Source organism: Sporosarcina luteola (assembly GCF_023715535.1).
Lineage (GTDB): Bacteria > Bacillota > Bacilli > Bacillales_A > Planococcaceae > Sporosarcina > Sporosarcina luteola_B.
Genome location: NZ_JAMBOI010000002.1, coordinates 643,123 through 656,568, shown reverse-complemented (window position 1 = coordinate 656,568; position 13,446 = coordinate 643,123). Strand labels below are relative to the sequence as shown.

The following is a 13,446-nucleotide window of genomic DNA, read 5'->3' as shown; positions in this document are numbered from 1 at the left end:
CAAGATGAGATTTCCCATTACGCAAGTAAGTAAGATCCCTCAAAGAAGATGAGGTGGATAGGTCCGGGGTGGAAGCGTGGCGACACGTGCAGCTGACGGATACTAATCGATCGAGGACTTAACCTTATAGTTACTTAAGTACGGTTGAACTTGAAGTTCAGCAATAATGTCTGTTTTATCCGGTTTTGAACGAATAAGCATCGTTCAAATAAGTTTCTTTAAAAAAAGACTTGTAAATATCATCAGAGTTGGTATAATCAATATTGTCTTCATTGACAGGCGATATAGTCTGGTGACGATGGCGAAGAGGTCACACCCGTTCCCATACCGAACACGGAAGTTAAGCTCTTCAGCGCCGATGGTAGTAGGGGGCTTCCCCCTGTGAGAGTAGGACGTCGCCGGGCCAACCAAATCATTACATAGTAAGCAGACAACGATAAAAATGTACAAGCTACATAATCGGTCGAGTGAAGCTGACGTAGTAGTGAGAAGTTTATTGCAGATCTTGGTATAAAGCGAGAGAAGCAAGAAGGTTGCAGAATAACCCGATTCAAAAACGGAGGATTAGCTCAGCTGGGAGAGCACCTGCCTTACAAGCAGGGGGTCGGCGGTTCGAACCCGTCATCCTCCACCATATATACAAAAATAATGAATTGCCGGTGTAGCTCAGTTGGTAGAGCAACTGACTTGTAATCAGTAGGTCGTGGGTTCGACTCCTATCGCCGGCACCACTTTTTGAGCCATTAGCTCAGTTGGTAGAGCATCTGACTTTTAATCAGAGGGTCGCAGGTTCGAATCCTGCATGGCTCACCATTTCTTGACTCTGTCTTGATCTGAATATGCGGGTGTGGTGGAACTGGCAGACACGCTAGACTTAGGATCTAGTGCCGTAAGGCGTGGGGGTTCGACTCCCTTCACCCGCACTTTCAATGCGGAAGTAGTTCAGTGGTAGAATACGACCTTGCCAAGGTCGGGGTCGCGGGTTCGAATCCCGTCTTCCGCTCCATATCTTTTGCCGGGGTGGCGGAACTGGCAGACGCACAGGACTTAAAATCCTGCGGTAGGTGACTACCGTACCGGTTCGATTCCGGTTCTCGGCACCAAACAAATATATATATTGCGCCCGTAGCTCAATTGGATAGAGCGTCTGACTACGGATCAGAAGGTTGTGGATTCGAATTCTTCCGGGCGCGCCATTACTTTACAAATATCGGGAAGTAGCTCAGCTTGGTAGAGCACTTGGTTTGGGACCAAGGGGTCGCAGGTTCGAATCCTGTCTTCCCGACCACTTCTTATGGGGCCTTAGCTCAGCTGGGAGAGCGCCTGCCTTGCACGCAGGAGGTCAGCGGTTCGATCCCGCTAGGCTCCACCAATTTACTTTAATACTTTTCCTGGCGGCGTAGCTCAGCTGGCTAGAGCGTACGGTTCATACCCGTAAGGTCGGGGGTTCGATCCCCTCTGCCGCCATCCTAAAGGACCTTTAGCTCAGTTGGTTAGAGCAGACGGCTCATAACCGTCCGGTCGCAGGTTCGAGTCCTGCAAGGTCCACCACTATTTGAATAGTCATTACGGAGGAATACCCAAGCCTGGCTGAAGGGATCGGTCTTGAAAACCGACAGGGGTGTTAAAGCCCGCGGGGGTTCGAATCCCTCTTCCTCCGCCATATCTTTAAAACAGCAATAGTGGTACCTAGGACAACTGAATATGTAGGATTTGAATTTCCTACAACTATTATTATCGCGGGGTGGAGCAGTGGCAGCTCGTCGGGCTCATAACCCGAAGGTCGCAGGTTCAAATCCTGCCCCCGCAACCAAATGGTCCCGTGGTGTAGCGGTTAACATGCCTGCCTGTCACGCAGGAGATCGCCGGTTCGATCCCGGTCGGGACCGCCATTTTCTTTGATTACATATTAGTTACGATTTGATGATTGCGAATTTCTAAGTGATTCAACAGAAATTATCAGCTATCCAAGTCAAATGTGGCTCAGTAGCTCAGTCGGTAGAGCAAAGGACTGAAAATCCTTGTGTCGGCGGTTCGATTCCGTCCTGAGCCACCATTCTTTGCGGGTGTAGTTTAGTGGTAAAACCTCAGCCTTCCAAGCTGATGATGAGGGTTCGATTCCCTTCACCCGCTCCATGGGCCTATAGCTCAGCTGGTTAGAGCGCACGCCTGATAAGCGTGAGGTCGGTGGTTCGAGTCCACTTAGGCCCATCATATTCCGCAGTAGCTCAGTGGTAGAGCAATCGGCTGTTAACCGATCGGTCGTAGGTTCGAGTCCTACCTGCGGAGCCAATTTTATACGGGGAAGTACTCAAGTGGCTCAAGAGGCGCCCCTGCTAAGGGCGTAGATCGCGAAAGCGGTGCGAGGGTTCGAATCCCTCCTTCTCCGCCATATTCTTTGGCCCCTTGGTCAAGCGGTTAAGACACCGCCCTTTCACGGCGGTAACACGGGTTCGAATCCCGTAGGGGTCATACTAGTAAGCAAGTGTAGAAGAGAATTATTTTCTTCTACACTTGCTTTTTATTTTGATTAGAGAACCCTTGCTGTATAGGATTAGAAGCGCATAAATGTTAAGAGCTGCGCATAAATGCAGTTAAAAATCCATAAACGGCAAGTTTGACGCATATTAGCAGTTATAGACGCATATTAGCAGTAATAGACGCATAAACTTCAGTTAAGACGCATAATCACCAGTAAACACGTATAACTCCGTAAAAGCACGTGTAAAATGCTTTATGCGTGCTTCTTTGGATTTATGCGCCGTTAACTAGATTTATGCGTATGTAATATGATTTATGCTCACTTTCACGACTTTATGCGTTATTCTAAGCGTTTATGCGTGAATATAAGAATTTATGAGCATTTCCCAATGTAAAAGCAGAAAATTTTTAAAAAGGACTGTTGCAGGAAGTCGATGATCGTCGACATCCTGTAACAGCCCTCGTTTTCTTTATTTATCGCCTGTATAGCTGTCCCTCAGATGATACGGGATGTCCCCGAGTGGAGATTCCAACCCTTCATCATCTAATTTATCTTCATATTCCTCTGATATCTCCGATCTTACAAATCCTCTTGTTTCGCCTGTGATATCTGTACTGATGAATTCCTCCACTTCTTCCACCGCGCCGTCCAATATTTTATCATCATAAAGAGTATTATAGTCATCATGATCTCCTATAAAATCGGAAGGTGTTTCCGAAGTCCCCGATTTAGCGATTTCTTGAAAGCTGTCTTCACTGTCTCTCTCATTGCTTTCCCTTCCAGTGCGATCTCTTCTATCCGCGAAGGTGTTAGGATTGGCCATAATTAGAATATCCTCTTCCGATGGTCGATCGTTCGGAATATCCCTCTCAGGCGTATGATCTATACAGTAAGTCGTATAGGGAAGTGCCTCCAGCCTTTCAAAGGGAATTTCTGTTTTACATACTTCACAATATCCATATGTTCCATTTGTTAAAGCATTCAAAGCATGCTCGACTTTATCTGATTCGTCTCCTGCATGGACATGCAGGGCTAGGTCCTTTTCTCTTTCAAAAAGTTCAGTTCCCATGTCTCCCGGGTGATTATCATAAGTTGATAACTCTCCGACTTCTTCCCGGGCAGAATCTCTAATGTCGGTTGTACTTTCCGTTTTCTGCAATTGTGATTTCATTTCAAGCAAACTTTCTTTTAGTTCTGCTTTTTGTTCATTCGTTAACATGATCAGCACATCCTTTTATGTTAGTTGCATTAGTATGGTCATAGCCCGATGACTTCATAGCAATGAAAGCATTGTACCTTTCAATTCCTTTTGAATCGATGAACTAAACATGGAAGACAAATACAGACAAAAAAATGGACTTGCCAATTAACTGTGCAAGTCCATCAAAGTAATTATAGATAATGTCCAATCAGGATGCCGATCCCTAATAATAAACCGAATAACGTATTTGTGACTGCTGTGTTCTTCATGGCAGGCATAACCTGCAATGGCAGCAGATATGTGCGGAAGGTGGCAATCGCATTTATCGGTTTACGAACACTAAGAAATACGAGCAATGCCCACGGGGTGAGATAACCTAACGCAATAAGTATGATTATCCAGCAATAAGAAATGATAAAGAATGATGCAAGGATGTTAATTGCATTGGATCTTCCGACTAGAATGGCTAACGTCTTCCTGCCGCCTTCTTTATCACCTTCCAGGTCGCGAATGTTGTTTGCCATCATGATAGCGGCAACGAGAAGCATGCTTGGAATGGAAATGAGCACTGCATCTGTCGTTACTGCGCCCGTTTGAATATAGAAGGCAATCAGAATCAACAGCATTCCCATGACCACACCTGAAACCAGCTCTCCAAAAGGTGTGTAGGCGATCGGCAACGGTCCGCCGGTATACAAATAACCGATCAGCATCGAGATTCCACCAACCAGGGCTAGCATCCAGGAAGTCTCCATGCAGATATAAATCCCGATGAGAACTGAAACTGCATATAACGCTAGAGCAATGAGCAATACCGTTATCGGCTGTACGCCATTCCGCACGATTGTCCCGCCGATGCCAACTGAGTTTTCATTGTCCAATCCGCGTTTGAAATCGTAATATTCATTGAACATATTGGTAGCCATCTGAATGAAGAGGCTTGCAATCAGCATGGCGAAAAATAACGGGAAATGTAGTTTTCCGTGAGTTAAAGCAATCATCGTCCCTAGAAAAACCGGAGCGAAAGCCGCAGTCAGAGTATGTGGTCTCGTAAGCTGCCACCATATTCGCCATCCGGAATCAGCTTTAATAGTATGTTGCAATGTATTCTCTCCTATCCTCATGTTTCCGATATCCATTGTACTCCAAAACGGCTGAAAGAGGTATCCTTGTTTGCATTATCTATGCGAGGATGACGATATTCCGGTATAATGGAAGTAAGGAATTCATTCTTCGATAAAAAATAATAAGTGTTTCATTGTAAGATAATGGTTTGAAGATAAAGGAGAGAAAATGATGGGTCACAAGATGACGGATGTTCGTGAAATGCAAAAAGTGATGATATCTCCGAGTACTCGCTTCTTCACGGAAACTGTCGAAGTCGGAAGGATATCACCTTTGTCTTTTTTTGAAGCAGGCGCTTCACAATACAAAGACAGTCGGTTCTATTGGCAAAACGCTGATAAGACTTTAACGATTGTCGGGATTGGACAAGCTTATACGTTGGCAACCGGGAAAACCAGCGGCCGTTATAAAGACATATCAGAGCAATGGAAACAGCTTTGCTCCATTCTTATAAAAGAGGAAAAAGATATTGATCCAGTCCTCTTTGGAGGATTTTCATTTGATGAGGAAAACAGAAAGGAATCGGAGTGGGATGATTTCCCGTCCGGTTATTTCGTTGTGCCTTCTTTCCAATTGAAAATCGAGGAAGGAAAGACTCTCGTTTCCATCAATATGATTACGAATCGTAAAGAAGCCGCCTTGGACTTTGAAAGGCTTCGGGAAGAGCGTGACAAACTGATCCATATCGCACAGGTCGAGGAGTTTGACTTTGCCAATCAAAATAAGGTCATCGCAACGACAGAGCGGGGCAAGGAGCAGTATTTGAAAGCCGTAGACAATGCCACCGAATCAATACAGAAAGGCAAGGCGGACAAAGTTGTCATCGCCCGGGCACTTGAACTTCAATTTGAGCAGGAAGTAAATAGCGTCAAGGCATTGCATGCGATTACGAATGAACAGCAGGAGAGCTATCATTTCGGCCTTCAGATAGGGAAGTCGCTATTCTTTGGTGCGACGCCTGAACGTCTAATTGAAATTAAGAAAGGGAAAGCCTATTCGGCATGTGTAGCCGGATCGATCCGTCGCGGAAAATCGGCACAGGAAGACCGGGAACTTGGTGAAGCGCTATTGGGTGATCGAAAGAACCGTGAAGAGCATCAGCATGTCGTCAGCATGATCTCGAACATCTTTAATAAATACTGCAGCGAAGTGCACATTCCGAAAACGCCAAAATTAATGAAGATCAGGGATATCCAACATCTGTATACATCTGTTGAAGGGTCTCTCGGAGAGGAGAACGATATCTTCTCATTCGTAGAAGCATTGCACCCAACGCCGGCATTGGGAGGAGTCCCAACAGATGTCGCATTGGAAATCATTCGGCTCGAGGAAGAAATGGATAGAGGGTATTATGCTGCACCAATCGGTTGGACAGATGCTGCAGGCAACGGAGAATTTGCAGTTGCCATCCGTTCCGGTTTACTCAATTCGGATCGGGCGTATTTGTACGCGGGCGGAGGAATCGTTGCGGATTCCGTTCCCGAACTGGAATATGACGAGACGTGGGTGAAATTCAGACCGGTATTGCGGGCGCTAGGGGGAAAGTTGAATGGATGAACAACGAGTGTTGACAGACCATGTTTTACGAATGACAGATACGTTGCTGCAGGCTGGCGTGAAAGAGGCGGTAATAAGTCCGGGTTCCCGTTCAACGCCTCTCGCTTATGCTTTTGCTGCATCAGATAAATTGGAGACATTTATGCAAGTGGATGAAAGGTCAGCAGCGTATTTTGCACTCGGCTTAGCGAAGGCATCCGGCAGACCCGTTGTCCTTCTATGCACATCGGGAACGGCAGCGTCAAACTACCACCCTGCAATCACTGAGGCATTCTACGCCCGCATCCCGCTCATAGTCCTAACGGCAGATCGGCCGCATGAACTGAGGGGGGTAGGCGCGCCACAAGCGATCGATCAATTGAATATGTACGGCAAGCATGTGAAATTCAGTGTCGACCTTCCACTCGCGGAGGACAGTGAAGAGCTGGATTGGTTTTTGGAAAGGCATGTCAATCGTGCCGTTTCTGTTGCGATGACCAAACCGATGGGACCGATCCATTTGAACATTCCATTGCGGGAGCCTTTACTGATCGATTTCGACAGAAAACCGAAGGCATCGACTTTCGCTGAAAGGATCCATGGCGATATTGCCCTTTCAAGTACCCAGAAACAATCGCTGGCCGCTCTTTTTTCGAAGACTGAAAAAGGACTGATCATCGCTGGGGAGTTGCCTATTGGATTTGATAAGGAAGCATTCTGGAATTTTGCACGGCGATTGCAGTGGCCTGTGTTATGTGATCCTTTATCCAATTTGAGATCTGAAGTGCCTGAAGACTGCAGGCCACTATGTATCGCTCATTATGACGCCCTGTTGAAAAGTGAAACATTCCAGTCGGAGGCGGTGCCTGACACGGTCATCCGTTTCGGCGCACAGCCGGTTTCGAAGCCATTGTCTTTATTTTTGAAAAAACATCGGCCGGAAGTATTCGCAGCTGTGGATGAATCACCGGAATTCCGGGATTCGCTCGGTGTAGTTACGCATCACCTGCAGTCATCTCCAGAGGCGGTTTATGACGTGCCAGGACAGCAGGAAACGACCGTCTACAGTGAGACTTGGGCTTCAGCGGATGAATTCGCCGAGACGGCTACGAGACGGTATGAAGGCATTGCAGGAGATGAAGGTGTCATTGTGAAAACTTTATTCGACATGCTTCCGGATGGCAGTGATGTAATAAGCGGCAGCAGCATGCCAATCCGTGATGTGGACACATTTTTCTGCAAGACTGAGAAAGATATAACCGTTTTATCCAATAGGGGAACAAACGGCATTGATGGCGTTGTCTCTACGGCGTTCGGCATCGAAGCGGCACGGAAACGACCTACGTATCTGCTAATTGGCGATTTGTCCTTTTTACACGATGTAAATGGATTGATCGTATCGAGGTTCCATAAGACGAATTTAACGATCATCATTTTGAATAACGACGGCGGAGGCATTTTTTCTTATCTTCCCCAAGCAGGCGTAGCCAACCATTTTGAAGAATTATTCGGGACACCTACAGGTTTGACATTCGAACATATCGGCGCCATGTATGACACGCAATACGCAGCCATACATACAGTTGAAGAGTTCAAGGCTGAAATGCAAAAAGAAAAGACGAAAGACGTCCGAATCATTGAAGTGTTCACAAGCAGGCCGGTGAATGTAAAGGCCCATCGAGCTTATTGGGCAGACATCATTGAAGGGCTTGAAGGAAATGATTGACCTTCAAGTCCCGGTGCGTGGGCTTTCAATCCATGTCGAGATGGAAGGGGATCCTCATTTGCCCGCTATCGTCTTTCTACACGGTTTTACAGGAACTGCCTCCACTTGGAATGAAGTTCGTAGAGAATTCAAAGGGAAGTATCGGACGATTGCCATAGATTTGACAGGGCACGGAAAAACTAGCATCCCGGATAAACCCAAGCGCTATTCAATGGAGGAGCAGGTTGAAGATCTGGAAGCCCTATTTGAGTATTTGAAATTGGATTCCGTTTATTTGGTAGGCTACTCGATGGGCGGACGCATTTCACTGGCGTACACAATCAATTACCCCGAACGGGTGAAGGCTTTGATCCTTGAAAGCTCGTCTCCGGGCTTGTGGGAAGAACAAGACAGAGCCGCACGGAAGGCGGCGGACAAGTTGCTGGCAAGTAAGATAATTGAGGAAGGCATAACTTCTTTTGTCGATAAATGGGAGAACATCCCCCTGTTTGATTCCCAAAAAAGTCTTCCTGCAGAAAAAAGGAAAGCGATTAGGAAGGAAAGACTACAGCAAAACGAAATCGGATTGGCCAACAGTCTGTTAGGGATCGGAACGGGCAGCCAGGAATCCTATTGGAAAGCCCTTCATTCGATGCCAAATCTTGTTTTTCTTATAACAGGTGAATTGGATGCGAAATTTGTAGCAATTGCCCGGGAAATGAACTTACTTTCTCCTACTTGGCGACATGCTGTCGTTCCGGGGGCGGGACATGCAATTCACGTGGAAAAACCACGATTGTTTGCTACAATGGTTATGGAGTATTTGCAAGATCTATATTTGGAGGAGGAAGAAAATGACACGTCAATGGGAAACGATCCGTACATATGAAGATATCAAATATGAGAAGTACAACGGCATTGCAAAAGTGACGATCAACCGTCCGGAAGTGCGCAATGCATTCCGCCCTAAAACTGTAATGGAGCTGATCGATGCGTTTTCTCGTGCGCGAGATGACGAAAGTATCGGCGTCATCATTTTGACAGGAGAAGGCGAGAAAGCATTTTGTTCAGGCGGTGACCAATCCGTACGCGGTCATGGAGGATATGTCGGGGATGACGAAATTCCACGCTTGAATGTCCTTGACCTGCAAAGATTGATACGTGTCATTCCGAAGCCAGTAGTCGCAATGGTTGCAGGATATGCAATCGGCGGCGGGCATGTATTGCATGTCGTATGTGATTTGACGATTGCAGCAGATAATGCTCGTTTCGGACAAACAGGACCGAAAGTCGGTTCATTTGACGCTGGATATGGATCGGGTTATTTGGCTCGTATCATCGGTCATAAGAAAGCAAGGGAAATATGGTATCTATGTCGCCAATACGATGCACAACAAGCATTGGATATGGGCCTCGTCAATACAGTTGTCCCTTATGAGCAATTGGAAGACGAAACAGTTCAATGGTGTGAAGAGATGCTCGCAATGAGCCCTACTGCGCTCCGTTTCATCAAAGCGGCAATGAATGCCGATACGGACGGACTAGCTGGTCTTCAACAATTGGCTGGAGATGCAACATTGCTTTACTACACAACGGAAGAAGCGAAAGAGGGACGCGACGCATTCAAAGAGAAGCGTAAGCCTGACTTCGGACAATTCCCACGTTTCCCTTAATATTGTTAGCATAGTAAATTATCCAAGCTGCCTGTTCACGTAGGCAGCTTTTCTATTCGAGAGATGGTGAGTATATGATTCCGAATTGGTTATTGCAAAGGGCGTATTTGACACCCGATAGGATGGCTCTCTCCTTTGGGGAGAAACAGTGGACATTCAGGCAACTCTCGGAAAAGGCGGCTACTATTGCCAGGAAATTACGTTGGAATGGTCTTAACGAAGGGGACCGGATTGCCTTGTTGGGCCGATCGACACCCGAGATGGTTTTTGTCATCCATGGATGTCTGTTGGCGGGACTCGAAATCGTCATGATGAACAGCAGGCTATCCTCAAAAGAAATTTCATGGCAATTGAAAGATTGCGGTGCTTCGACTTTGATAGCCGATGATGAATTTATTGATCATATCAGAGAGGTCAGCACTTCTAAGCTCTTATTTTCCGCAATTAAAATAAGTGAGGCGAAACCTGTCACGTTTACGGAAATGTGGGAACCGTCAAGGACGATTACAATCATGTATACGTCAGGGACGACAGGCTTTCCGAAAGGTGTCCGACAGACGGCTGGCAACCATACGTCGAGTGCATTATCCTCCGTATTGAATTTAGGATTGTCGGAGGATGACATTTGGCTTTGTACGATGCCTTTGTTCCATATTAGCGGGTTCTCCATACTGGCAAGATCCGTCATCTACGGAATGGGCGTACGGTTGTATGAAAAATTCGACGCTGAATCGATTGTAGAGGAAATTGAAAAGGGGACTGCTACAAGAATCTCCGTTGTGGCGACAGGGCTGCATAGGATTCTGGATGAATTTGAGAAAAATGGGTCGGTTGCTCATCCTTCATTTCAGTCGATGTTAGCCGGCGGTGGTCCAGTTCCGGATGAATACTTGCGTCGAGCCGCGCATTATAATTTGCCTGTTCTGCAAACATATGGAATGACGGAAACGAGTTCCCAAACTGCAACACTTTCATCTGAGGATGCCTTACGGAAGTCCGGCTCTGCAGGCAAGCCTTTATTCTTCAATCGAATCACGATCAGAGATGCCGAACAACCTGGAGAGTTTGGCGAGGTGCTCGTTATGGGGCCTCACGTTACACCGGGGTATATCGGGCATGCATCCGACAGGGAGCCGTTGGAAGACGGCTGGCTGCCGACGGGGGATATCGGCTATATCGATGAAGAAGGCTATTTATTCATTGTCGATAGACGATCAGATCTGATCATTTCCGGTGGTGAAAATATATATCCTGCTGAAATTGAAAATGTACTTATGTCGCATCCAGAAGTAAAAGAAGCAGGTGTATGCGGAGTAGATCACCCTGAATGGGGCAGCGTGCCAGTCGCTTTCATTGTAGGCGACGAACATCTGACAGAGCTGAATTTGGAAAGGTATTGTAACCAACAGCTTGGCAGATATAAAGTTCCAAGAGCATTCCACTTTGTAGACGAGCTGCCGCGCAATGCATCTAACAAATTGCTTCGCCGTGAACTTAGAGAATGGGCTTTGGGCAAATAAAAAAGTAGGATTGAGATTCCTCCTGGGATTCCAATCCTACTTTTGCATTAGTTACTAAGCGCTTTTTCAAGCACTTTGAGGTTTCGTTCCATCAACGTAAAGTATGTTTCATTATTTTTAATATCCTCTTGTGTGAGGACTCCTAAATTATGAATCATCAAAGATTCTGCGCCAATTTCCCTTCTGATGACTTCAGTCAACTTCGATGAAACATTTTGTTCGAACAAAATATAGTTCACATTTTTCTCTTTTGCCTCTTCGACAATCGTAGCAAGCTGCTTTTGGGACGGTTCGCTTTGTGAATTCAATCCGGCAATCGCCACTTGATGTAAACCATATTCATCCGCAATGTAGCCGAACGCAGCATGTGATACGAAGAAGGTCTTTGCACTGGAGTTTTTCGCCATTTCCTTAAATCGCTCATCCAATTCCATTAAATCATCTTCCAAAAGATCGAAATTCTTTTCGAATGCTTCTTGCTGATCGGGCATATTTGAAATGAGCGCTTCTTTTATAGAGGTAGCGAGTTCGATGCTTAACTTTGGAGAAATCCACACATGGGGGTCGAATTGGCCATGGTCATGCCCGTCATGTCCTTCTTCGTCATTCTCATCAAGTCCCTCTTCATCATGCCCTGCTTCCAGTTGATCTTCCGAAATGGCTTCCCCAGTAGCTACGAATTCCACTTGTTCGTTCTTCAATGTCTTTTGGGCATTTTCCACGAACCCTTCAAGCCCAAGTCCTATGTAAAAGAACAGGTCCGCATCGGAGAGCGCAATCATGTCCTTCTGTGTCGGATCGAATGAATGCTCATCCGCTCCTGCAGGGTAGATGGACGTAACATTAACAAAATCCCCGCCGATCCGCTCCGTAAAATATTGTAGGGGATATACCGTCGTAAAGACGGTCAACTTCCCATCATTGCCGGTCTCTGTCTTGCTTTTATCATTCTTGTTCCCACAAGCACTAATGATTAACATCATGATGAGTGCGAGAAGAACGAGTGACTTCTTTTTCATAAGTAAATCCTCCGCTAACTTAATAGTAATGATTACGATTTGAATGCTTTTTAATAATACAAGATATGAACAGTTTCCGCAACTTACAAGTAAAAAAAACCGGCCTAGGCCGGGAAAAGTTCATTTTTTTATATCGTTTTTATCAGGAACCGGATCAAAGCCACCTTCATGGAAAGGATGGCATTTAGAAATTCGGCGAATTGTTAGCCACGTCCCTTTTAGTGCGCCATGTTTTTGTAGCGCCTCAACTCCGTAATGCGAGCATGTAGGGTAAAACCGGCATGATGGCGGGGTGAGTGGAGAGATGATTTTTTGATATATCTTTATAATACCGATCAGTATAGATTTCAATGTAAGAACTCCTTGCTTCCTCTTATATGTTTAGTTTATTGGTTCCAGTGGTAAATTAACAGAGAGAAGCATTATAAAAAAGTTGAAGAGGGGTTTTTTTATGTCCAAGGAATTAATGGAAGAACTGAATGTACAAGTATCCACATGGTCAGTCATGTATGCGAAATTGCATAATTATCATTGGTATGTAAAAGGGAAGCAGTTTTTCACGCTCCATGCGAAATTTGAAGAGCTTTACAATGAAGCGACAGCACATATGGATGAAATCGCCGAAAGAATCTTGACGCTTGGAGGAAATCCGACGGCGACATTAAAAGAGCATTTGGAGCAATCAGTCGTAAAAGAGGCAAAAGGTGATGAAAAAGCCGAGGATATGGTTAAGACAATAGCCGATGATTTCGATAAAATTATGAAGTCCTTGAAAAAAGGAATGGAAGCTGCCGCTGAAGACGGCGATGATATGACGGAAGATATATTGAATGCGACGTATCAAAGTATCGAAAAGCACCAATGGATGTTGAACGCATTCCTTGGTGAAGACAATAAATGATGACTTGTTCTTGAATCATCGGTTTTTATTCCGATAATAGCATTGTAAAGGAGGAATGGTTTATGGACATGAACTCCATTATGGCAAGTCAATTGAGAAGTTTGCAATCTACTGTTCAATTGAGTGTCATGAACAAGGCATTATCGGTGAATGCAAATGCAGTGACGGATATGCTGCAAAGTATGCAGGACCAACCAGCAGCCCATCCTTATAAAGGCTCCGCTGTCGATATGAAAGCATGAAGAATTGAGTGTGGATTTCCTGTTGTCCTAGGAAATCCGCAC

At 45.6% G+C, this 13,446-nt stretch carries 11 protein-coding genes, 20 tRNA genes and 2 rRNA genes; 29 read left to right on the top strand and 4 right to left on the bottom strand.

Annotation, left to right across the window (positions count from 1 at the left end; translation table 11 throughout):
- The 22 genes from M3191_RS06910 to M3191_RS06805 all read left to right on the top strand — a co-directional run.
- Nucleotides 1-126 (top strand): 23S ribosomal RNA (locus tag M3191_RS06910); the annotation flags it as partial.
- A gap of 162 nt (nt 127-288) precedes the next feature.
- Nucleotides 289-404, top strand: a 5S ribosomal RNA gene (gene rrf, locus M3191_RS06905).
- A gap of 154 nt (nt 405-558) precedes the next feature.
- Nucleotides 559-634: transfer RNA gene (locus M3191_RS06900), tRNA-Val, on the top strand.
- Between the two features lie 21 nt (nt 635-655).
- Nucleotides 656-731, top strand: a tRNA-Thr gene (locus M3191_RS06895).
- Between the two features lie 6 nt (nt 732-737).
- Nucleotides 738-813 (top strand) — tRNA-Lys (locus M3191_RS06890).
- Nucleotides 814-841: 28 nt separating this feature from the next.
- A tRNA-Leu gene (locus M3191_RS06885) sits at nt 842-923 on the top strand.
- Between the two features lie 8 nt (nt 924-931).
- Nucleotides 932-1,006, top strand: a tRNA-Gly gene (locus M3191_RS06880).
- 8 nt (nt 1,007-1,014) lie between these two features.
- Nucleotides 1,015-1,103 (top strand) — tRNA-Leu (locus tag M3191_RS06875).
- A 16-nt stretch (nt 1,104-1,119) separates the two neighbouring features.
- Nucleotides 1,120-1,196, top strand: a tRNA-Arg gene (locus M3191_RS06870).
- Nucleotides 1,197-1,211: 15 nt separating this feature from the next.
- Nucleotides 1,212-1,288: transfer RNA gene (locus tag M3191_RS06865), tRNA-Pro, on the top strand.
- A gap of 8 nt (nt 1,289-1,296) precedes the next feature.
- Nucleotides 1,297-1,372 (top strand) — tRNA-Ala (locus M3191_RS06860).
- Nucleotides 1,373-1,393: 21 nt separating this feature from the next.
- Nucleotides 1,394-1,467: transfer RNA gene (locus tag M3191_RS06855), tRNA-Met, on the top strand.
- Between the two features lie 7 nt (nt 1,468-1,474).
- Nucleotides 1,475-1,551 (top strand) — tRNA-Ile (locus tag M3191_RS06850).
- A 19-nt stretch (nt 1,552-1,570) separates the two neighbouring features.
- Nucleotides 1,571-1,663, top strand: a tRNA-Ser gene (locus M3191_RS06845).
- Between the two features lie 75 nt (nt 1,664-1,738).
- A tRNA-Met gene (locus tag M3191_RS06840) sits at nt 1,739-1,813 on the top strand.
- A 3-nt stretch (nt 1,814-1,816) separates the two neighbouring features.
- Nucleotides 1,817-1,892: transfer RNA gene (locus tag M3191_RS06835), tRNA-Asp, on the top strand.
- 88 nt (nt 1,893-1,980) lie between these two features.
- Nucleotides 1,981-2,056: transfer RNA gene (locus M3191_RS06830), tRNA-Phe, on the top strand.
- Nucleotides 2,057-2,062: 6 nt separating this feature from the next.
- Nucleotides 2,063-2,136: transfer RNA gene (locus M3191_RS06825), tRNA-Gly, on the top strand.
- A 1-nt stretch (nt 2,137) separates the two neighbouring features.
- A tRNA-Ile gene (locus M3191_RS06820) sits at nt 2,138-2,211 on the top strand.
- Nucleotides 2,212-2,217: 6 nt separating this feature from the next.
- Nucleotides 2,218-2,292: transfer RNA gene (locus tag M3191_RS06815), tRNA-Asn, on the top strand.
- A gap of 9 nt (nt 2,293-2,301) precedes the next feature.
- Nucleotides 2,302-2,392 (top strand) — tRNA-Ser (locus M3191_RS06810).
- Between the two features lie 8 nt (nt 2,393-2,400).
- Nucleotides 2,401-2,472: transfer RNA gene (locus M3191_RS06805), tRNA-Glu, on the top strand.
- A 479-nt stretch (nt 2,473-2,951) separates the two neighbouring features.
- Here M3191_RS06805 and M3191_RS06800 read toward each other — a convergent pair.
- Both M3191_RS06800 and M3191_RS06795 read right to left on the bottom strand, forming a co-directional pair.
- Nucleotides 2,952-3,701: a TraR/DksA C4-type zinc finger protein gene (locus M3191_RS06800; protein WP_251699270.1), complete on the bottom strand. Its 750-nt coding sequence runs from the start codon at nt 3,699-3,701 to the stop codon at nt 2,952-2,954.
- Between the two features lie 173 nt (nt 3,702-3,874).
- On the bottom strand, nt 3,875-4,807 hold the full coding sequence (locus M3191_RS06795) for a 1,4-dihydroxy-2-naphthoate polyprenyltransferase (RefSeq protein WP_435368144.1): 933 nt from the start codon (nt 4,805-4,807) through the stop codon (nt 3,875-3,877).
- Between the two features lie 172 nt (nt 4,808-4,979).
- On the opposite strand from M3191_RS06795, the gene M3191_RS06790 reads away from it, so the two are divergent.
- The 5 genes from M3191_RS06790 to M3191_RS06770 all read left to right on the top strand — a co-directional run bounded on the left by M3191_RS06790 (nt 4,980) and on the right by M3191_RS06770 (nt 11,242).
- Nucleotides 4,980-6,365 (top strand): isochorismate synthase, encoded by a 1,386-nt coding sequence (locus M3191_RS06790; protein ID WP_251699266.1) that lies wholly within the window; start codon nt 4,980-4,982, stop codon nt 6,363-6,365.
- Entirely contained in the window at nt 6,358-8,070 is a 1,713-nt protein-coding gene (menD, locus tag M3191_RS06785) for a 2-succinyl-5-enolpyruvyl-6-hydroxy-3-cyclohexene-1-carboxylic-acid synthase (RefSeq protein WP_251699264.1), read from the top strand. The genes M3191_RS06790 and menD overlap by 8 nt, the downstream gene beginning before the upstream one ends.
- Nucleotides 8,063-8,938 (top strand): 2-succinyl-6-hydroxy-2,4-cyclohexadiene-1-carboxylate synthase, encoded by an 876-nt coding sequence (menH, locus tag M3191_RS06780; protein ID WP_251699262.1) that lies wholly within the window; start codon nt 8,063-8,065, stop codon nt 8,936-8,938. The genes menD and menH overlap by 8 nt, the downstream gene beginning before the upstream one ends.
- Nucleotides 8,904-9,722, top strand: a complete 819-nt coding sequence (gene menB, locus M3191_RS06775; RefSeq protein WP_251623560.1) for a 1,4-dihydroxy-2-naphthoyl-CoA synthase — start codon at nt 8,904-8,906, stop codon at nt 9,720-9,722. The genes menH and menB overlap by 35 nt, the downstream gene beginning before the upstream one ends.
- Nucleotides 9,723-9,796: 74 nt before the next feature.
- Nucleotides 9,797-11,242 carry an o-succinylbenzoate--CoA ligase gene (locus M3191_RS06770; RefSeq protein ID WP_251699260.1) on the top strand — a complete coding sequence of 482 codons (1,446 nt, stop codon included), beginning with the start codon at nt 9,797-9,799 and terminating at the stop codon, nt 11,240-11,242.
- A 47-nt stretch (nt 11,243-11,289) separates the two neighbouring features.
- Here M3191_RS06770 and M3191_RS06765 read toward each other — a convergent pair whose 3' ends face one another.
- Both M3191_RS06765 and yidD read right to left on the bottom strand, forming a co-directional pair.
- The gene (locus tag M3191_RS06765; protein ID WP_251699258.1) at nt 11,290-12,261 is read right to left on the bottom strand and encodes a metal ABC transporter solute-binding protein, Zn/Mn family; all 972 of its coding nucleotides are present in this window, start codon (nt 12,259-12,261) and stop codon (nt 11,290-11,292) included.
- A 120-nt stretch (nt 12,262-12,381) separates the two neighbouring features.
- Nucleotides 12,382-12,612 (bottom strand): membrane protein insertion efficiency factor YidD, encoded by a 231-nt coding sequence (gene yidD / locus M3191_RS06760; RefSeq protein ID WP_251699256.1) that lies wholly within the window; start codon nt 12,610-12,612, stop codon nt 12,382-12,384.
- Between the two features lie 100 nt (nt 12,613-12,712).
- Here yidD and M3191_RS06755 point away from each other — a divergent pair, with 100 nt between their 5' ends.
- Nucleotides 12,713-13,162: a Dps family protein gene (locus M3191_RS06755; RefSeq protein ID WP_251699254.1), complete on the top strand. Its 450-nt coding sequence runs from the start codon at nt 12,713-12,715 to the stop codon at nt 13,160-13,162.
- A 62-nt stretch (nt 13,163-13,224) separates the two neighbouring features.
- Nucleotides 13,225-13,404 (top strand): putative motility protein, encoded by a 180-nt coding sequence (locus tag M3191_RS06750; RefSeq protein ID WP_251699252.1) that lies wholly within the window; start codon nt 13,225-13,227, stop codon nt 13,402-13,404.
- Nucleotides 13,405-13,446 lie beyond the last annotated feature (42 nt).